This window comes from Solwaraspora sp. WMMA2101, from assembly GCF_049179175.1.
GTDB lineage: Bacteria > Actinomycetota > Actinomycetes > Mycobacteriales > Micromonosporaceae > Micromonospora_E.
In genome coordinates, this window is sequence record NZ_JBMHMA010000006.1 from 4,768,309 (window position 1) to 4,788,229 (window position 19,921).

At 70.5% G+C, this 19,921-nt stretch carries 13 protein-coding genes; 11 read left to right on the top strand and 2 right to left on the bottom strand.

Translation table 11 applies throughout. From position 1 onward, the window contains the following. Positions 1 to 90: 90 nt before the first annotated feature. From ACN28F_RS22795 to ACN28F_RS22810, 4 genes are all read left to right on the top strand, one after another. Entirely contained in the window at positions 91 to 630 is a 540-nt protein-coding gene (locus tag ACN28F_RS22795; RefSeq protein WP_289209932.1) for an FHA domain-containing protein, read from the top strand. A 77-nt stretch (positions 631 to 707) separates the two neighbouring features. After that, positions 708 to 2,420 (top strand): 3-hydroxybutyryl-CoA dehydrogenase, encoded by a 1,713-nt coding sequence (locus ACN28F_RS22800; RefSeq protein WP_421359634.1) that lies wholly within the window; start codon positions 708 to 710, stop codon positions 2,418 to 2,420. Positions 2,421 to 2,598: 178 nt separating this feature from the next. Next, positions 2,599 to 2,817: a hypothetical protein gene (locus ACN28F_RS22805; RefSeq protein WP_289210861.1), complete on the top strand. Its 219-nt coding sequence runs from the start codon at positions 2,599 to 2,601 to the stop codon at positions 2,815 to 2,817. 105 nt (positions 2,818 to 2,922) lie between these two features. Then, positions 2,923 to 3,756, top strand: a complete 834-nt coding sequence (locus ACN28F_RS22810) for an alpha/beta hydrolase (protein WP_289209934.1) — start codon at positions 2,923 to 2,925, stop codon at positions 3,754 to 3,756. A gap of 15 nt (positions 3,757 to 3,771) precedes the next feature. On the opposite strand, the gene ACN28F_RS22815 is transcribed toward ACN28F_RS22810, so the two are convergent. Continuing rightward, positions 3,772 to 4,803 carry a glycosyltransferase family 2 protein gene (locus ACN28F_RS22815; protein ID WP_289209935.1) on the bottom strand — a complete coding sequence of 344 codons (1,032 nt, stop codon included), beginning with the start codon at positions 4,801 to 4,803 and terminating at the stop codon, positions 3,772 to 3,774. Further along, entirely contained in the window at positions 4,800 to 5,708 is a 909-nt protein-coding gene (locus ACN28F_RS22820) for a WecB/TagA/CpsF family glycosyltransferase (protein WP_289209936.1), read from the bottom strand. Before ACN28F_RS22820 ends, ACN28F_RS22815 begins: the two co-directional genes overlap by 4 nt. A 115-nt stretch (positions 5,709 to 5,823) precedes the next feature. Here ACN28F_RS22820 and ACN28F_RS22825 point away from each other — a divergent pair, with 115 nt between their 5' ends. From ACN28F_RS22825 to ACN28F_RS22855, 7 genes are all read left to right on the top strand, one after another. Beyond that, a complete protein-coding gene (locus ACN28F_RS22825) occupies positions 5,824 to 6,753 on the top strand; it encodes a glycosyltransferase family 2 protein (protein ID WP_289209937.1) in 930 nt (309 codons plus the stop codon). 405 nt (positions 6,754 to 7,158) lie between these two features. Continuing rightward, the gene (locus ACN28F_RS22830) at positions 7,159 to 9,066 is read left to right on the top strand and encodes a DUF4082 domain-containing protein (protein WP_289209938.1); all 1,908 of its coding nucleotides are present in this window, start codon (positions 7,159 to 7,161) and stop codon (positions 9,064 to 9,066) included. A gap of 305 nt (positions 9,067 to 9,371) precedes the next feature. Beyond that, positions 9,372 to 10,607, top strand: a complete 1,236-nt coding sequence (locus ACN28F_RS22835) for a hypothetical protein (RefSeq protein WP_421359636.1) — start codon at positions 9,372 to 9,374, stop codon at positions 10,605 to 10,607. A 16-nt stretch (positions 10,608 to 10,623) separates the two neighbouring features. Next, the gene (locus tag ACN28F_RS22840; protein ID WP_289209940.1) at positions 10,624 to 11,997 is read left to right on the top strand and encodes an O-antigen ligase family protein; all 1,374 of its coding nucleotides are present in this window, start codon (positions 10,624 to 10,626) and stop codon (positions 11,995 to 11,997) included. 352 nt (positions 11,998 to 12,349) lie between these two features. Further along, entirely contained in the window at positions 12,350 to 17,023 is a 4,674-nt protein-coding gene (locus tag ACN28F_RS22845) for a DUF4082 domain-containing protein (RefSeq protein WP_289209941.1), read from the top strand. Between the two features lie 66 nt (positions 17,024 to 17,089). Next, entirely contained in the window at positions 17,090 to 18,304 is a 1,215-nt protein-coding gene (locus ACN28F_RS22850; protein WP_421359638.1) for a glycosyltransferase family 4 protein, read from the top strand. Beyond that, positions 18,294 to 19,874 (top strand): lipopolysaccharide biosynthesis protein, encoded by a 1,581-nt coding sequence (locus ACN28F_RS22855; protein WP_421359639.1) that lies wholly within the window; start codon positions 18,294 to 18,296, stop codon positions 19,872 to 19,874. Before ACN28F_RS22850 ends, ACN28F_RS22855 begins: the two co-directional genes overlap by 11 nt. The last annotated feature ends 47 nt before the right edge of the window (positions 19,875 to 19,921 follow it).

The following is a 19,921-nucleotide window of genomic DNA, read 5'->3' on the forward strand; positions in this document are numbered from 1 at the left end:
CCGTGGCTACGCGTGGGCGGGACCTGGCAAGCTGCACCGGGCGACGCGACGTGCGTCGTGATCGAGGGTGGAAGGGCGCCACACCAGCAGATGTCCGAACATCAGTCGCTGTTACCTCTCCTGCAGATCGTCAACGGCCCGACCCCCGGGGCGAGTTACCGCCTCTCCGCCGGCAACCGGGTGATCGGCCGGGACACCGGCCTGGACATCACGATCGACGACGTCAAGGTCAGCCGGTGTCACGCCACGATCGAGGTGGGCGGCGGCCGTACCGTCCTCACCGACCAGGCCTCGACCAACGGGACCTGGGTCAACGAGCTGCGGATCGCCCAGCCCACCGAGCTGCGCGACGGCGACCGGATCCGCATCGGCGGGATCGAGTTGCGCTACTACGACCCCGCGTCGGCCCTGACCGACCCGGTCGGTACCCGGCTTTCGCTGCCGACCGCCGTGCCGTCGGGCGTACCGGTCCGGCCGACCACCGGCCTGCGGTCGCCGTTGCACGCCGCGCTCGGTGAACCCACCCAGGCGATGCGTCCGTCCCGCCGGCCCAGCCTGATGCTGATGGCCGGCCTCGCCGCGGTGTTCCTGGTCGGCTGGGTCACCTGGCTGGTCGTGGTGATCACCTGAGCGGTGTCGGGGCCGGAGACGTGGCAGACTGCCCGGCAAGGCTTAGTTGACGTTAAGGTACGGTGGGTGGAGGCAGTATGGCGCGCGAGTGCAACACGGTCGGAGTCGTCGGACTCGGCACGATGGGCGCGGGGATCGTGGAGGTCTTCGCCCGCAACGGCGTACCGGTGGTCGCGGTCGAGATCGACCAGACGGCGCTGGACCGGGGCCGGGCCAACCTGACCGCCTCCACCGACCGGGCCGTCGCCCGGGGCAAGCTCGACCCGGCCGACCGCGACGCCCTGCACGCGCGGGTAACCTTCGCCGTGGGGCTGGCCGCGCTGAGCGAGGTCGACCTGGTCGTCGAGGCGGTCCCCGAGCGGCTCGACCTCAAACAACGCCTGCTCGCCGCCCTCGACCAGGCCTGCAAGCCGGACGCGATCCTGGCCACCAACACCTCCTCGCTGAGCGTCACCGAGATCGCGGTCGCCACCAGCCGCCCCGAACGGGTCGTCGGCCTGCACTTCTTCAACCCGGCACCGGTGATGAAGCTCGTCGAGGTGGTCCGCACGGTGGTCACCGACCCGGCGGTCGTCGCCGACGTCGAAGCGCTCTGCCGGCGGCTCGGCAAGGTCGGCGTGACGCTCGGCGACCGGGCCGGATTCATCGCCAACTGGCTGCTGTTCGGCTACCTCAACCAGGCGATCGGGATGTACGAGTCCCGGTACGCCAGTCGCGAGGACATCGACACGGCGATGCGACTGGGCTGCCGACTGCCGATGGGCCCGCTGGCGCTGCTCGACCTGATCGGCCTGGACACCGCCTACGAGGTGCTGGACACCATGTACCGCCGGGGTGGCCGGGACCGCCGGCACGCCCCGGCTCCGCTACTGCGCCAGATGGTCACCGCCGGGCTGCTGGGTCGCAAGTCCGGGCGGGGGTTCTACACCTACGAAGCGCCCGGCTCGTCGCGGCTCGTCGTCGACGACCGGACCCCGTCGGCCGGTCAACCTGGCCGGGCCGGTCAGCAGCCGGCTGCTCGCGAGTCGGCCGGTGGCGCGGTGCCGGTGCGTACCGTCGGAATCGTCGGCGGCGGACCGACCGCCGACCACCTCGCGGCGGCCAGCGTCGCCGCCGGGCACACCGTCGTCGCCGTCGCCTACGACGGCCCCGGCACCGACCTGGCCGGACTCGCCGCCGCCGACCTGGTCGTCGAGACGATCGCCGGGGACCTGGCGACCACCCGGGCGCTGCTCGCCGCGCTGGACGCCGCCTGCCAGCCGGCCGCCGTCCTGGCCACCACCACCTCGACACTGCCCGTCGTCGACCTGGCGATGGCCACCGGCCGGTCGGAACAGGTCCTCGGCCTGCACCTGCCCGCCCCGGCCCCGCAGGGCGACCTCGTCGAGGTGGTCCGCACGGTCCGCACCGCCCCGCCGGCCGTCGCCACCGTCGCAGGGTTCTGCACCGGCCTCGGTAGGACCGTGGTGACCTGCGACGACCGGGCCGGGCAGTTGGTCGGGGCGCTGCTGACGCCGTACCTCAACGACGCCGTCCGGATGCTGGAGGCCGGCTACGCGACGGCCGACGACATCGACGCGGCGATGACCCTCGGCTGCGGCTACCCGACCGGACCGTTCGCGCTGATCGACACTCTCGGCCTGGACACGGTGCTTGCCGTCCAGGAGGCGCTGTACGACGAGACGCGGGAACCGGGTCTCGCCCCGGCGCCGCTGCTACGGCACCTGGTGACCGCCGGCCGGCTCGGCCGGCACGTCGGCCACGGGTTCCGCCCGCACCCGCAGAGCTGACCGGGCGGTCGACCGACGTACCCTTGCGACCATGAGTCCGCGCCGCAACCGTCCGGTCCGCCGGACCGGCTCCGGCGGCCGCGCCGGGCCCGGCGCGGCAGGTCAGCCCGAGCCGATCGACCCGGAGCGGGTACGCCGGGGCGTCGCCGCGGTGCAGTCGTGGTCCGACGGCGACTGGATGGTCCGGTCGGTGCCGGGACCGGCGGCGACCAAGACGTACCGGTGTCCCGGTTGCGTCCAGGAGATCCGCCCCGGGGTGCCGCACCTGGTCGCCTGGCCGGTGGACGGCCGCGGTGACCTGGCTGACCGGCGGCACTGGCACACCGGCTGCTGGCGGGCCCGCCAGCAGCGCCAGCCCGGGATCGAGCGCTCCCGGTCCGCACCCCGCTACGGCTGAACCCGGCACGGCTGAACCCGGCACGGCTGAACCCGGCACGGCTGAACCCGGCACGGCCGACCCCCGCCACGGCCGACCCGGTCGCGACGGTGGCAGACTGGTCCGGTGAGCGAGCCGATCCGGTCCATGTCGATCCTGCCCGCCGAGCGCCGCGACATCGAGTTGCACACCGCCGACGGGCTGACCCTGGTCGGCGAGCTGGCGCTGCCGGTCGACCGCCCGCCGGTCGCCACGCTGATCTGCCTGCATCCGCTGCCGACCCACGGCGGCATGATGGACAGCCACGTGTTCCGCAAGGCGGCCTGGCGGCTGCCGGCGCTGGCCGGGCTGGCCGTGCTGCGGTTCAACACCCGGGGTACGGCCAGCGAACGCGGCACCAGCGAGGGCAGCTTCGACAACGCCGAGGGGGAGCGGTACGACGTCGCGGCGGCCATCGAGTACGCCGAGTTCGCCGAGCTGCCCCGGATCTGGCTGGTCGGCTGGTCGTTCGGCACCGACCTGGCCCTGCGGTACGGCTGCGACCCGGCGGTCACCGGGGCCGTCCTGCTGTCCCCGCCGCTGCGCTTCGCCACCGATGCGGACCTGGCCACCTGGTCGGAGTCGGGCAAGCCGGTGACCGCCCTGGTGCCGGAGCTGGACGACTACCTGCGACCGGCGGCGGCGACCGAACGGTTCGCCGCGATCGGTCAGGCGGAGGTGGTCGGGGTGGCGGGTGCCCGGCATCTGTGGGTCGGTGACGTCGAACGGGTGCTCGACGAGGTGGTACGGCGGGTCGCGCCGCAGGTGCAGGTGCCGTTGCCGACCAGTTGGGACGGCCCGATGGAGGTCGGTGACTCCAGCGCGTACGCCGACCGGACGGTCGCCGCCTTCGCGGACGTGCCGGTCACCGGTCCGGCGCAGCGCGACGCCGACGCCGACGCCGACGCCGACTCAGCCTGACCGCGCCGGGATCGGTCAGCGGGGGAGGCCGGCGAGCCGTTCGGTCGTCGGCCGGTCCTCGTCGACGGGCGGATACCCGGATGCCCAGTCGCCCCGGGCCCGCCAGACGTCGACCCAGTCGACCCCTCGGGACCGGTCGCGGCCCAGCAGCGTCCTGCCGAGCGCCCGGAGCCCGACCCCGGCGGTCAGCAACCCGATCCCCAGCCTGGCGCGCGTCGGCGACCAGTGTTGCCGCAGGTAGGTCGACCGGCCGCGGAGCAGTCGGATGCGCTGCCCCTCGGAGCTGGACGAGGCGCCGACCAGGTGGACGACCTGCGCGTCCGGGGTGAGCACCGGTCTGGCGCCGAGTGCCCGGGCCCGGGTGCTCAGGTCGATGTCCTCGCTGTAGAGGAAGTAGCGCGGGTCGAAGCCGCCGAGCCGGCCGAACAGCTCCCGTTCGATCAGCAGCAGGCAGCCGGAGAGCGCCGGCACCTCGCGGACGGTCCGCCGGTCGTAGCCCGGCAGCCCCTCCGGATCCGCCCAGGCCCTGCCGCGTAGGACGGTCGACAGCCCGGTGGCGAACCCGACCGTGCTCCACACCGTCGGCAGACCCCAGCAGGAGTAGTTGTCGTCGGTGCCGTCCGGGCGCAGCGTCCGGCCGGTGTACATGCCGTGGCCGGGGTGCCGGTCGGCGAAGTCGACCAGGGTGGCCACCGGGTTGCCGACCGGCTCGGTGTCCGGGTTGAGGCAGAGCAGGTAGCGGCCGGAGCTGGCCAGCGCACCCCGGTTGACGCCCCGGCCGAACCCGACGTTGTCGGTGAGCCGGACGAGCCTGACCTGGGGGAACCGGTCGGCGACGGCGTCGGCCGACCCGTCGGTGGAAGCGTTGTCGACGACCACCACCTCAGCGCTGACCGACCCCGACGGCGTGGTGACCGACCCTGACTGCGTAGTGACCGACTCCGACGGGCCACCGGCGAGGCTGGCGTACAGCTCGGTCAGACAACGCAGGATCAGCTCGCGGGTGTTGTACGAGACGATGACGACCGAGACGTCCGGGCGGCTCACCGCTGCCTCCCGGTGCTCACCGCGTCGGGCCGACGCTGCCGCCGGCCGGCCCGTGGGGCCGGGATCCGCCGGGTCGGCGCGGCCGCGGCCTCCGTCGGTGCGTCCGCCGGGCGGCCGTGCCGTAACCGGTTCCGGGCGCTACCGCCGAGCAGCCGCACCGCGAACGGTACGTCGTGCAGCAGGTAGCGGCGCATCAGGCGCTGCGGTTCGCCGAGCAGCCGGTGCACCCATTCCAGTCCGGTGCGCTGCATCCAGCGCGGGGCACGGCGGTGCACCCCGGCGACGAAGCCGATCGCCGCACCGCAGCCCATGAACCAGGTCCCGGGCAGCAGCGGGCGGAGCCGGGCGATCAGCCGCTCCTGCTTGGGGAAACCGAGACCGACGTAGACCAGGTCGGGCTTGGCTGCGGTCACCTCGTCGCAGATCGCGGCGAGCTGCTCCTCGGAGGTGTCGAACCCGAACGGCGGGCTCAGCTCGCCGGCGATCACCAACTGCGGGAACGCGGCGCGCAGCACCTCGGCCGCCCGTACGGCGGTGCCGGGCTCGCCGCCGAGCAGGTAGACCGACCGGCCCCGGGAGCCGAGGCCTGCCGACAGGCTCCAGATCAGGTCGGAGCCGGGGACCCGGGCCGGCAGTGGGTCGCCCTGGAGGCGACTGGCCCAGATCAGGGGGGCACCGTCCGCCACCACCAACGTTGATGACTCTACGTGTTGGCGGCACTCCACTTCGCGGCTCGCACGGCGCAGAATGTCCACGTTCGGAGTGATGATCTGTCCGCCGCGCCCGGCATCGAGTGCGGTGACCACCTCGTCGACCACGTCCTGCTCGCGGACGGGGTCGAAACTGACGTTACGCAGAGTAATGCGACGCCTATTTGGGGTGATGGTGTCCTGGTCGTGGGGCACAGCAGCACACGGTACTTGCCGGGATGGTCCAACGGATGGGCCATACGGTGTCAGCTAGGCGATAGTGAGGTTGCCCATTCGACTGGTTGCCGTATCCCCCACAAATGGAATCATCATGCCTGTGCAGATTACTGTCATCATGCCGGCCTTCAACGAGGAAGAGGGGATCGGCGCAGCCTTGCGTGCAATGACCGAATCCCCACACTTTGGGCCGGACATCGACATTATCGTGGCCGCGAACGGCTGCAGCGACCGTACGGCGGAGGTCGCCCGCGCCTGTGGCGTCCGGGTCCTGGAGATCACCACTCCGTCCAAAATCGCCGCGCTGAACGCGGCCGACGCGATCGCCGACGGAGACGTACGGATCTATCTCGATGCCGACATCGCCGCGCCGGTCGAGTTGCTGCGCGCGCTGGCGGCCGCGATCGCCGAACCCGGCGTGGCGGCGGCGGCCCCCCGGCCGGTGATCGACGCGTCGGGCAGCACGTGGCCGGTGCGTGCCTACTATGCGATCAACTCGCGCCTGCCGGTCTTCAGTGGCCGTCTGTTCGGCCGGGGTCTGATCGCATTGTCGGCCGAGGCGCGGGCGAGATTCACCAATTTTCCGGACATTATCGCCGACGACATGTTTCTTGACGCCGTGGTGCATTCGACCGAGAAGCGCGACGTTGACCTGCCCGTACGGGTGGTGGCTCCACGCCGTACCGGCGAACTTGTCCGCCGGGTGGCCCGCTCCCGGGCGGGCAACGCGGAATTCTGGCATTTCGTCCGGACCGACCCGCGCGGCGCGGATCTTGCGCTCGATCCGGTGCCGGGATCCAGCCCTTGGTCGTGGTTGCGCCGAGTGGTGCTGACGACTCCCCGCCTTGTTCCTGCGGCATTCTGTTATGTGGCGATCACTGTTGCCGCAGAGTTCATGCGTCGTACTCCTGGATGGAACGTGCGGTCCGGCTGGGGCCGCCCCGGTGGCACCGGGGCGAATCCCCGTGGCGCCACTGATGATCCACAATCTACGGTCAACAGCTCTGACGCCGGTCGGGGATGAGATCAACGATCTCGATCTGTCGATCATTGCCGCGAAGAAATCTCATCATTCACGATGAACGGGTGAGTGATCTTCGTCCTGCCGGGTTGCCATAAGAGAGCATTAAGTTCCTTGGGAAGGTCTGTGGGCTGGGCTACCGTCAGCCTCGGCCCTGAACGGGCAGCGTGAGCCGCTGCCACCGCGTCGGGGTCGGAGTGCCTGGGGGAGATCCACCAAACGCGATACCGACTACGGACCTTTGTCCCGAGAGGTGTACATCTCGTGGTGAGCAAGGATTCTTACGAGACGGGCGGGGGGCGGGACGAATCGTTCCCGGAATCGTCCATGCGCAGTTCGCCCGATTTACCCGGGTCGCCACGCGCCCGTGGAGACGCCCGCCCGGCGCCCCGCCGCGGCCGGCGCCGGATGTTGCGGCGGCCCACCGGCCGGCGCGGCCGGTTGGTGATGATCGGCGCGGTGGTGCTCAGCTTCCTCGCCACCGCAACGGTGGTCACCACGTCCGTCGCGGGTGAGCAGGTCGACGGCTACACCTTGTTCGCCGAGGCCGACGTGTCGAAGGTTCCGGTGGATCCGGACACCCGACCCGTGGAACTGGGCCTGCGGTTCACCGCAGACAGCGACGGTGTGGTCACCGCTGTGCGGTTCCTCAAGGCCAAGGGCGACCGCGGCGCGCACCGGGTCAACCTGTGGACCGACGCCGGTCAGCGGCTGGCGACCGCCGTGCCGAAGCGGGAGTCCCGCTCCGGCTGGCAGCACGTCGCGCTGCCCGAACCGGTCGAGGTGCAGGCCGGCGAGGTGTACGTCGTCTCGTACCACACCAGCCGGTACCGGGCGACCCAGAGCTACTTCGACCGGCAGGTGTCCGCCGGCCCGCTGAGTGCCGTCGGGACCGCCGGCGTCTACGCCTACGGGTCGGGCGGGTTCCCACAGCAGACCTGGAAGGCCAGCAACTACTGGGTCGACCTGGCGTTCGAACCGAACGGTGCGGGTCGGCCGGAGCCGACCCCGACACCTTCGGCCACGGCCGCGCCGACGCCGACCCCGTCGCCCTCGGCCAGCCCGACCGGCACGCCGACCGCCGGCCCGACGGCCTCACCGACCGGCGGTACGCCGGCCGTACTCGACCTGCCCCGGGTGCCCTGGGAGGGTGGTCCCGCCTTCTACGCCAACTTTCCGCAGGCGCGGGCGTCCGGCTGGACCGACCCGTCCTTCTTCCCGATCGGCGTCTGGTACGAGGGCGTGTACACGCAGCAGGACATCGACCGGGACAAGGCAGCCGGCCTCAACACCTACGTCATGCTGACCGACCAGTCGGACGTTTCGCTGATCAGGCGCAACGACATGTACGCCTTCATCCCGCAGCCGTTCAGCAACCGGGGCAACGAAAGCGTCGGCTGGGTGATCGGTGACGAAGCCGACATGTGGGGTGGTCCGGGTAACGGTACGTGGACCGGCAACTACCCCGGCCAGGGCCCGATCTGCACCTCCAGCAGGGAAGGCTGCGGGCTCGACGTGATGAAGAAGGAGTCGGCCACCGTCCCGGCCGGCGACCAGGGCCTGCGCTACGCCAACTACGGCAAGGGCGTGATGTTCTGGCAGTCCGACGCTGACGCGAGCAAGTTCGTCAACGGGTTCAGCTCCGTGGTCTCCAACGACATCTACTGGTACACCGACCCGCACGTCTGCACCGCCCCGGCGGAAGGCCCGACGTACGGCGTGAACAAGGACAACTGCCGTCGGGCGGCGAACTACGGGCTGACCATGCAGCGGATGCGCGAGCTGGACGCGATGGACGGCAAGCGGCAGCCGGTCTGGGCCTTCGTCGAGGTCGGGCACCCGTTCACCGAGGACTGGGCACCGACCATCACCGGGGAGCAGGTCGCCGGCGCGGTGATGAACTCGCTGATCAACGAGGCGCGGGGCATCCAGTACTTCAACCACAACTTCGGCGGGCCGTGCATCTCACAGCATGTGCTGCGGGAGCGGTGCGGCGACGCGGTCCGCCCGGCGGTCGCCGAGGTGAACAAGCGGGTCACCAGCCTCGCGCCGGTGCTGAACACCCAGTCGTACGAGTGGGAGTTCAACAACGGCCTGGACACGATGCTCAAGGCCCACGACGGATCGTTCTACGTCTTCGCGATGCTCGGCAAGGACACCGCCACCGGTACGCACTCCCTGGCGCTGCCGCCCGGTGTGACCGGGAGCACCGCCGAAGTGCTGTTCGAGAACCGGTCGGTGCCGATCAGCGCAGGTGCGATCCAGGACAGCTTCGCCCAGGAGCACACGTACCACATCTACCGGATCACGCCGTAAGGATCGATCCGATGGGCCGGGCGGACGCATCGCGCGTCCACCCGGCCCATCGGCCTGTCCCCCCGGTAGCCGAGGCCGACCTGTCGCGTTGACGACTTTCGGCGTGGCACCGGCGTTCGGTGGGGCGTAAGGGGACATATGTCCGGTACGGGGTGGCCGCTTGAGGCTTGCGGATGCGCCGCGCCCGGCCGGACACTGGTGCTGCGCGGGCGGCCGCGACCTCGACGTCGCTCCGGCATGCTTCCCGGCTGGCCATACGATGGAAGACGAGCGCCCCGACCTCGCCACCCGATGGAAGGACAGCAGTGGACTTTTGGGATCTCACCAAACTGCTGTTCCGGCGGTGGTACATCGCAGCACCACTTCTGCTCATTTCGGTCGCAGCGGCCGGTTGGACCAGAACGAGTGTTGATCCGGACTATATCGCCACATCCTACGTTCAGCTGATTCCGCCCACCGCCGCCAACACCGCCCCCGACGAGGACGCTCCCGCGACACCCCGCAACCCCTGGCTGGAGCTGGGGCTGGGCTCGCTGAGCCGGGCTGCCGCGCTCACCGTGCAGGACCAGGCCGTCCTGAAGCAGCTCGACGCCGCAGGTCTCAGCGAGAACGTGGCGATCACGCTGGACAACCAGCAGCCGATCATGACGATCCAAGTGGTCGGAGAGTCCGAGGAGCAGGCCACCGAGACGACCGAGGAGGTCGTCCGCAGGTTGGAGGCGAGCGTGGTGGGCCTGCAGGCCGACTACGGTGCGAGCGAGGACAGCTTCATCACCGCTCGTCGGTTGGACCGGGGAGACAACATCCAGGAGGCGAACTCCAAGGTCAACCGCGCGATGATCGCGGTCGCCGGGGTCGGCGTCCTGCTCAGTGCGGCGCTGACCATCGGGATCGACGGTCTGCTGCGGCGGCGTCGACCCCGGCCAGCCGACCCCGCAGGGGTGCCGGCCGCCGGCTCCGACGAGACGATCGCCATGCCGGCGGTGGGCGCGCGCAACCTCTCGGAACCGACGACAGCCGGCTCGTCGCGCAACGGCGTGCCGGTGCGCGACGATGCCGGACAGGCTCCGCCGCCGAGGGTCACCGCGACCGCGCAACAGGTGCCGCGCCCCCGGCCGGCTGACCGCGAGGGTGCCGGCCCGGGTGGTGGCACCGGCCCGGGTGGCGGCGTCTACAGCTCCGGCAACGCCGCTGCGATCCGCCAGGAGGGCCGTGGCCAATCCGGTCCGACGTCGCAGGACGCACCGGTGGCGGGCAGCGGGGTGTCCGGTGGCCCGGTCCGGGCCAGCGGCGTGGTCGACAACGCCTCGTTGACCTATCGGCCGGCCGAGAACCGGGGCACCAACGGCTCCGCCGACCGGCGGGACGCCGCGCCGCAGCCGGACAAGCCGCCGGCCGACCCGCCGCCCACGGCGAGCGACGACACCGCGGTCATCAGTGTGGTCCGTGACGACGCGACGATCATCCTGCCCAAGACGGGCACGGGCCGGGAGCAGTGGGCACCCCCGGAGACGTCGGACAACGGTAGCCGGGCCCGATGAGCGGGGGCAGGACCTCGTGACGTCGTCCGGGGTGCACCCGGCGGACCTCGAACCAGCGTGGATCGGCGAGCGCACCTATGTGACCCGACGCCGGCTGACCAGGATCGACGCGCCGGTCATGTTGTCGCTCATGATCTGCCTGCTCACGTTGATCCCGTCGCACCTCATTCTGCCCGGGATGACCGACCTGGGGCGCCCGGCACTGGTCGTGGCCATCCTGATGTGGTTCTGGTGGATGACCGCCCGGCTCAACTCCCGGCTGGTGCTCACCGGTCCGCAACCGCTGCGTTGGGCGATCCTGGCGTTCCTGTTGTCGATGCTGCTGTCGTACGCCATCGGGTTTCTCCGTGGGCTGACGACGATGGAGGCGAACTCGGCGGACCGCTGGATGCTGACCGCTGCGGCGATCTCCGGAGTCATCCTGCTGACTGCGGACGGGATGCCCAACTGGGACCGCCTCGACGGCGTACTGCGGGTGTTCGTCTACTGCTGTGCCTTTGTCGCCGTGGTCGGACTGATTCAGGCGTTTTTGTACTTTGATCTGACCCAGTACATGCGGGTGCCCGGTTTGCAGATGAAAGGCTGGATCGTCGGCCTGGAGATCCGTGGCGGGGGAGTGCGTGTCCCCAGTACCACGTTCCACTACATCGAGTTCAGTCTCCTGATGGCGATGGCCTTGCCGTTCGCGATCCACTTTGCGCGCTTTTCGAGTACTTCGCTGCAGCGCCAGTTGTTCAGCTTCATGGCGTTGCTCATCGCTGCGGCGATCCCGGCGACGATGTCCCGTACGGGATTCGTGGCGTTGGCGATCGTGCTGCTCGTCCTGATGCCGACCTGGGCGTGGCGGATGCGCTACAACATGATGGCGCTGGGTCTGGTCCTGTTCGCCGCAATGGCGGTGGCGAAGCCGTCGCTGGTCACCACGATCACCAACATGTTCCTCGGCGCGAGCACCGACCCGAGTATCACCTCGCGCACCGAGCGGTACGAGATGGTGGGCTACTACTTCGCGCAGCGGCCGTGGCTCGGTCGGGGGACCGGGACCTGGGTCTCACCGCAGTACCAGTACCTCGACAACCAGTGGCTCGCCTTCGCCCTCACCAACGGTGTGGTCGGGGTCGCCGTCCTCGCTGCGATGCATGTCACGGCGATCGTCGTCGCCCTGCTGGCGCGGAGCAGGTCCCGGTCGGAGCGGGACCGGCACCTCTGCACGATCCTCGTCGCGGTGCAGCTGGTCGCGATCGCGGCGGGTTTCACCTTCGACTCGCTGAGCTTCAGTACGTACGCCACCGCCATGTCACTCATGGTCGGTATGTGCGGCGCGGTGTGGCGACTCAGCCACCCGGCGCTGAAGGTGCGTACGTCGACGCCCCGGTGGTTCGGCGCGTAGCGCCTGCGACGCCACTACCCGTCGTCGACTTCCGGCTGGTCCGCCGTCGGTCGTCGATCCGACATCTCAAAGATTATCTATCAATTAACTGCTCGAATGCGGGTCATTACATCTTGGCTAAGCCTCGCTGTCCGAATGGTTGATGGTGGGCCGTCCGGGTCGCGTCGAGGGCCAGATGCACGCCCGGTTGTGAGCTTGACTCGCGCTGGTAACGTCGGCGCTGCCGTAGCTGGGGGAGGCACGCGGTATCGCGTTGGGCTGGCTCCTGAAGGGATATTCGGTGAGGGCGGGCGTGTTTCCATTTATTGATCGCGGCAGTCGGCACATCGTCGTTGTCGCCACCGTTGTCGCCATGTTGGCGACCCTGATGATTGCGATGCCTGCGGCGTCCGCATCCACCGATCCGTGCGCTCCTCCGGTCAACGTGATCGCCTGCGAGAACAGCAAACCGGGAACACCGAGCTCGGTGTGGGACATCGACGGGGTCGGCGACCCGACGGTTCAGGGCTTCGCGACCTCGATCAGTGTCGACGTCGGCGATCAGATCGGCTTCAAGGTCCGGACCGAGGCGTCCGCCTACACGATCAAGGTCTACCGCCTCGGCTGGTACGGCGGCGACGGTGCCCGGGAATGGGCGACGCTGAACCCGACCCTGCCGCTGGCACCCAACGACGACGCGGACTGCGTCCACGCCACCGACAGCCAGATCTTCGACTGCGGTACCTGGCAGGTCGGTGCCACCTGGGACGTGCCGGTCGACGCGGTCTCCGGTGTCTACATCGCCCGCGTCATCCGTTCGGACACCGGCGGGGACAGCCACATTCCGTTCATCGTCCGGGACGACACCAGCACCTCGGAGCTCGTGTTTCAGACCTCCGACACCACCTGGCAGGCCTACAACCGGTACGGCGGCGCCGATTTCTACTGGGGCGCAGGTGGCGGTCCGTTGCCCCGCGCCTACAAGCTGAGCTACAACCGGCCGTTCGCCACCCGGGGGGCTCAGCAGGGGCGGGACTTCCTCTTCTCCAACGAGTACCCGATGATCCGCTTCCTGGAGCGCAACGGGTACGACGTCAGCTACATCAGCGGGCTCGACGCCGACATCCGTGGCGAGCTGCTGCTCAACCACGAGGTGTACGTCTCCGTCGGGCACGACGAGTACTGGTCCCCGCAGCAGCGGGCCAACGTCGAGGCGGCCCGCGACGCCGGTGTCCACCTGGCCTTCTTCACCGGCAACGAGGTCTACTGGAAGGTGCGCTGGGAGGACAGCGTCGACGGTAACGGCACTGCGTACCGCACCCTGGTCTGCTACAAGGAGACCTGGGACAACGCGCGGATCGACCCCTCGGACGAGTGGACCGGCGTCTGGCGCGATCCGCGGTTCCCGACCGGCGAGACGCGCGAGCCGGAGAACGCGTTGGTCGGCAACCTCTACATGGCCAACAACACCGACCTGGCCATGCAGGTCCCCGCCGAGCAGGGCAAACTGCGCTTCTGGCGGCACACCGGGGTGGCCGACCTGGCTCCCGGGCAGACCGCGACCCTGGCTCCGCACACGGTCGGCTACGAGTCCAACGAGGATCTGGACAACGGCTTCCGGCCGGCCGGTACCTTCCGGCTCTCGACGACCACCGGTTTCACCCCCGAGTACCTCGTCGGCTACGGCCCCGACAACAAGCCGGGGGACACCACCCATCACATGACGATGTACCGCGCGGCCAGCGGTGCGCTGGTGTTCGGGGCCGGCACCATCCAGTGGTCGTGGGGCCTCGACGCCTACCACGACGGTGGGTCGGGTGCGCCCGCCGACGAGGCCATCCAGCAGGCGACCGTCAACCTCTTCGCCGACATGGGTGCCGAGCCGACCACGCCGATGCCCGGCATCATGGTGACGAGTGGGTCCACCGACGTGCTGGCGCCCACCGTCACCATCACCGGGCCGGCCGACGGGGCCTCCGTCGCGCACGGCGCGCCGATCACGGTCACCGGGACGGCCTCGGACGCCGGTGGCGGTCTGGTCGCCGGCGTCGAGGTCTCCACCAATGGTGGCGAGACCTGGCATCCGGCCACGACCGGCACTCACTCCTGGACCTACGAGTTTCTGCCCACCGACACTTCCGCCCAGGTGGTGCTGGCCCGAGCCGTCGACGACAGCGGCAACCTGGGTGCGCCGTCCGAGCCGGTCACCCTGTCGGTCTCCGGACCGTACTCGCTGTTCGGCCAGGCGGTGCCGGACACCCCGGCGTTCGTGGAGACGGTGGACGGCTCCCCCAACGGCACCCCGCTGAGCACCCAGCCGGCGGTCGAGGTCGGGGTGCGCTTCACCCCCCAGATCGACGGACTGATCACCGGTCTGCGGTTCTACAAGGGCGAGGGCAACACCGGCGAGCACCGGGGCACGCTGTGGAGCAACGGCGGTTCGGTGTTGGCCACGGCGGTGTTCACCGAGGAGACCGACACCGGCTGGCAGCAGGTCAGCCTGCCCGCACCGGTGCCGGTCTCCGCCGGGACCAGCTATGTCGTGTCCTACTTCGCGCCGAACGGGCGGTACGCCAGCGACGCTGGTTTCTTCCTGACCGACCATGTCTCGGGACCGCTGGTGGCTCCCGGTACCGAGGGCACCGTCGGCAACGGTGTCTACCGGGAGGACGAACCCGGCTTCCCGAACGGCTCCTGGGGTTCGACCAACTACTACGCCGACGTGACCTTCGTGACCGCCGCCAACGCGCCGCCGACGGTGTCGTCGACGGCACCGATCGCCGACGCGGCGAACGTGCCGGCGGAGGTGACCCCGTCGGTGGTGTTCAGCAAGCCGGTCGACGAGTCCACGATCGCCTTCACGCTGGTCGACGCGGACGACGACCCGGTGCCGGGCGCGGTCAGCTACGACGAGGAGGCCCGCCGGGCCACCTTCACCCCGGTGGTGCCGCTGGCCGAGCAGACGACCTACACCGCGACGGTGTCGGCGCGCGACGACGCCGACGTACCGATGAACGCGCCGTACTCCTGGTCGTTCACCTCGACCTTCGCCGCCGACGTGGTGACCCTGTTCGAGACCGGGGCCACGCCGCAGACCACCGCTTCCGGCGAGAACCTGCCGGTCGAGGTGGGGCTCAAGTTCACGCCGTCGGTGGACGGGCAGGTCGTGGGGATGCGGTTCTACCGTGGGCCGGGCAACACCGGTAGTCAGGTCGGCCGGTTGTGGCCGGTCGGTGGTGGTGCGCCGTTGGCGGAGGTGACGTTCCCGACCGGTGGCGGTACGGGTTGGCAGGCGGCGGCGTTCGCGGAGCCGGTCACGGTGTCGGCGGGGACGACGTACGTGTTGTCGTACTACGCGCCGAATGGTAATTATGCGTATGATTCCGGGTTCTTTGTGTCGGGGTACTCGCGGGGTCCGTTGAGTGCGCCGTCGGGGGAGAACGGCATCTACCGCTACGGCGCCGGTGGCGGCTTCCCGACCGAGACGTACGGCTCGGCGAACTACTGGATCGATCCGTACTTCCTGCCGACCGGCGGCTCGACGTCCCCGACACCGTCACCATCGCCCACCAGCGGCGGCGGAGGGGCGGAGGGCACCGCGCCGGCGGTCTCGGCGACCGTACCGACCTCCGACGCCACCGCGGTGGCGGCGCAAGCGGTCGTCTCCGCACTCCTGGACGCCGACATCGACGTCCCGTCGCTGGAGTTCGAGCTGCGTGACGCGGCGAACGCGCTGGTCGCCGGCACGGTCGCCTACGACGAGGCGACGCGGCTGGCGACGTTCACGCCGAGCGCCGCGTTGCAGTCACTGCACACCTACACCGCCTCGGTGTCGGCCAGCAGCGCCGGCACGGCGATGGCCCAGCCGCACACCTGGTCGTTCACCACCACCTACGGTGACGACGTGGTGAGCCTCTTCCCGCCCGACGCGGTCCCGCAGCAGTCGTCGGTCGGGGAGAGCGCCGCGGTGGAGCTCGGGGTCAAGTTCACGCCGTCGGTGGACGGGCAGGTCGTGGGGATGCGGTTCTACCGTGGGCCGGGCAACACCGGTAGTCAGGTCGGCCGGTTGTGGCCGGTCGGTGGTGGTGCGCCGTTGGCGGAGGTGACGTTCCCGACCGGTGGCGGTACGGGTTGGCAGGCGGCGGCGTTCGCGGAGCCGGTCACGGTGTCGGCGGGGACGACGTACGTGTTGTCGTACTACGCGCCGAATGGTAATTATGCGTATGATTCCGGGTTCTTTGTGTCGGGGTACTCGCGGGGTCCGTTGAGTGCGCCGTCGGGGGAGAACGGCATCTACCGGTACGGCGCCGGTGGCGGCTTCCCCACCGGAACGTACAACTCGGCGAACTACTGGGTCGACCCGTTGTACGTCCCCGACACCGGGGCGGACACCGGCCCTGACCCGTCGCCGACGACGAGCCCGTCGCCCGACGGACCGGGGTCGTCGCCGTCCCCGACGGTGTCACCGACCGGGTCGCCGACCCCGAGCCCGACCGCGGACCCGTCACCGACCGGGACGCCCTCGCCGAGCCCGGAGCCGACGGTCGGCCCGACCGCTCCACCGGCCCCGGCGGTGCACATCTTCGGCCCCGACGACGTGCCGACCGCGGTGAACTGGACCGACGACGACGCCGTCGAGGTGGGTGTCCGGTTCCGGTCCGACGTCGCCGGGCAGATCACCGGGGTCCGGTTCTACAAGGGCCCGGCCAACACCGGTACGCATCGCGGCTCCCTCTGGTCGGCCGAGGGCGTCCGGTTGGCGACGGCGGTGTTCGTCGACGAGACGGAATCCGGCTGGCAGACCGTCACCTTCGACCAGCCGGTGCCCATTCTCGCGAACACCACCTATGTGGCCTCCTACCACACATCGGTCGGCCAGTACGCGGTCACCGCCAACCAGTTCCAGACGGCCGAACTGGACCGGTCACCGCTGCACGTGCTGGTCGGCGGTGGTGCCTACCACTACGACCCGTACGGCTGGGTGTTCCCCGGCCACTCGGTCAACCACAACTACTGGGTGGATGTCGTGTTCACGCCTAACTCTTGAGGGCAGTCGCGGCGACGCCGTTGAATCATCGGCAGGGCGGCTTCGCCGCGACTGAAAGGGACATGGGTGCGCATCCTCACTTGCCTGCACACGATGGAGATCGGCGGGAGCCAGATCAACGCCATCGAGATCGCGGCAACCGTCGCCGGGCTCGGCCACGAGGTGATCGTCTACGGTCCGGACGGCGACCTGCGGAGCATGGTCGACGAGTGGGGCCTGGAGTTCGTCCAGGCCCCGCCCAAGGGCGAAGCGCCGTCGCCGCGCAACGTCGCGGCCATCGGTGAGGTCGCCCGCCAGCGCGGTGTCGACCTGGTGCACGCCTACGAGTGGGCCCCCGCCCTGGAGGCCGCGTACGGCGCGTATCTGCGCCGGGGCGTACCGCTGGTGGTCACCGTGCTCTCCATGGAGGTGCCGGCCTGGGTCCCCCGGCATCTGCCGCTGATCGTCGGCACCGAGCAGATCGCCGCCCAGGAGCGTCCCCACCGGGCCGAGGTGCACGTCATCGAGCCGCCGATCGACACCACCGCGAACGCCCCGGTCGCCGACCCCGGGCCGGCCCGTCGCGCCCTCGGCATCGCCGACGACGAGATCGCCGTCGTCTCGGTCTCCCGACTGGTGCCGGAGCTGAAACTCGAAGGGCTGCTCGCCGCGACCCGGGCGATGGCCGGGATCGACCCTGGGCTGCGGATGCGGCTGCTGATCGTCGGCGACGGCGAGTCCCGCGCTCAGATCCAGCAGGTGGCCGACAAGACCAACGCCGAGGTGGGCGCCGAGGCGGTCACCCTCACCGGTGCCATGCTCGACCCGCGCGACGCGTACGCCGCCGCCGACATCGTCATCGGCATGGGGTCGTCGGCGCTGCGGGCGATGGCCTTCGCCAAGCCGGTCGTCGTGCAGGGCGAGCGGGGGTTCTGGCTGCCGCTCACGCCGCAGACCCTGCCGGTCTTCCTCGAGCAGGGGTTCTACGGGCTCGGCGACGGCACCGACGGCACCGATCGGGTCGCCGCAGCCCTCACCGAACTCGGCACCGCCGACCCGGAGCACCGGGCCGAGCTGGGCGAGTTCGGCCGCCGTACGGTCGTCGACCGGTTCAGCCTGCAGGCCGCCGGACGGCGCCAGGCGGAGATCTACGAGCAGGCGATCGCCCGCCGGCTGAACCTGGCCCGGCGGGCCGGAGCGTTGGCCCACCCGACCGCGCACCTGGTCAACTTCAAGGCCAGCCTCGCCCGGCAGCGGTTCGCCGCCGGCCGGCCCACGACCAGGAGCGGCAGTGACAGCTGAGGCGACGGCACCAGCCCCGCTCGGTGCCCGGGTCCGCCGCGCCCTCGCGTGGAGCACCCTGAACAGCATCGCGCTGCGGATCGGCAGCCTCGGGGTCGGCGTACTGCTCGCCCGGCTGCTCGCGCCGGAGGAGTTCGGCGTCTTCGCGGTGGCACTGACCGTGCAGACCATCGTGATGTCCCTGGCCGATCTCGGCATGAGCGCCGACATCATCCGGCACGGGGTGCAGGGCCGCGCCGGTACCGTCACCACCATCTCGCTGCTGACCAGCATCGGTCTGGCCGGTGCGATGTCGCTGGCCGCCGGCCCGGTGTCGGCGGCGATGGGCAGCCCACAGGCCACCCCGGTGGTGCAGGTGATGTCGTTGACCCTGGTGCTCAGCGGCCTGTCGGTGGTGCCGTACGCGGTGATGCAGCGGGAGTTCCGCCAACGCGCCCAGCTCGGCCTCGACGGCGCCAGCCTGGTGCTGAGCACCACGGTCACGGTCGGCCTGGTGCTGCTCGGCTTCGGGGCCATGTCGCTGGCGGTCTCCCGGGTGGTCGCCCAGTCGATGGTGACCGTGCTGCAGTTCGTCCTCACCCGGTCCCGGCCGGTGTTCGGATTCGACCGGGCCGTCGCCCGCAGCCTGCTGCGCTTTGGCGTGCCCCTGGCCGGCGCCAACGTGCTGTCCTGGGTCGTGATGAACGTCGGTCACCTGACCGTCGGTGCGACCGCCGGCGCGTTGCTGCTCGGCCTGTACACGTTGGCGTTCAACATCTCCACCTGGCCGATGAGCGCTCTCGGCGTGGCGATCCGGGCGGTGGCGCTGCCGGCGTTCGCCACCGTGACCGAGCCACGGCGCAAAGCCGCCGGGTTCGTCTCGGCCGCCGCGCTGACCTGGACGGTGGCGCTGCTCGTCGGGGTGCTGCTGTCCGGGCTGGCCAGCGTCGTGGTGCCGGTGCTGTACGGGCAGCGCTGGTCGATGGCGGCCGACGCGCTCGCCGGGCTGGCCTTCTTCGGCGCCTTCCGGGTGCTGTTCGACCTGATCGCCACCTTCCTCATCGCCGTGGGGGCGAGCCGGGCGTTGTTCGTCGCCCAGGTGGTCTGGCTGGTCGCTCTCTTCCCGGCGGTGATCCTCGGCGTGCGGTGGTACGGGCTGGCCGGTGCCGGGGTCGGGCACGCGCTGGTCTGCGCGGTGATCATCCTGCCGATGTACGCGGTCGCCCTGCGCCGCTACGGCGTACGGTTGCGGTCGTTGACCGGGGCGCTGGTGCTGCCGCTGGTGGTCGCGGTGCCGGCGGTGGCGCTCGGGCTGCTGGTGGTACGCGCGGTGCCGGGTGCTCTGTGGCAGTTGCTGGCTGGTGGCGCGGTGATGACGGTGACCTTCGTCGGCCCGCTGCTGCCCTGGCTGCGACGTCGACTGCGCGAGCTGAAGGCGGCCGGTGAGGGTGCCGAGCAGCCCTCGGAGCCGACGACATCCGGTCCGACGACGGCCGACCCGGCGGTGTCCGGTCCGGCGACGTCAGGTCCGCCACCGCCGACGCCACCCGGCGCGACGACCCCCCTGGCCACGACAGTGGCCGGCCGCTGACGGCAGGGGCGGCCAGGCTTGGCCGACAGTGACCGTGCGGTAGATCC

Excerpts from the sequence above, each read along its gene's own strand:
- ACN28F_RS22845 (WP_289209941.1), top strand. The coding sequence starts at position 12,350 with ATGTTGGCGACCCTGATGATTGCGATGCCTGCGGCGTCCGCATCCACC.
- ACN28F_RS22795 (WP_289209932.1), top strand. The coding sequence starts at position 91 with ATGTCCGAACATCAGTCGCTGTTACCTCTCCTGCAGATCGTCAACGGC.
- ACN28F_RS22825 (WP_289209937.1), top strand. The coding sequence starts at position 5,824 with ATGCCTGTGCAGATTACTGTCATCATGCCGGCCTTCAACGAGGAAGAG.
- ACN28F_RS22830 (WP_289209938.1), top strand. The coding sequence starts at position 7,159 with ATGTTGCGGCGGCCCACCGGCCGGCGCGGCCGGTTGGTGATGATCGGC.
- ACN28F_RS22805 (WP_289210861.1), top strand. The coding sequence starts at position 2,599 with ATGGTCCGGTCGGTGCCGGGACCGGCGGCGACCAAGACGTACCGGTGT.
- ACN28F_RS22800 (WP_421359634.1), top strand. The coding sequence starts at position 708 with ATGGCGCGCGAGTGCAACACGGTCGGAGTCGTCGGACTCGGCACGATG.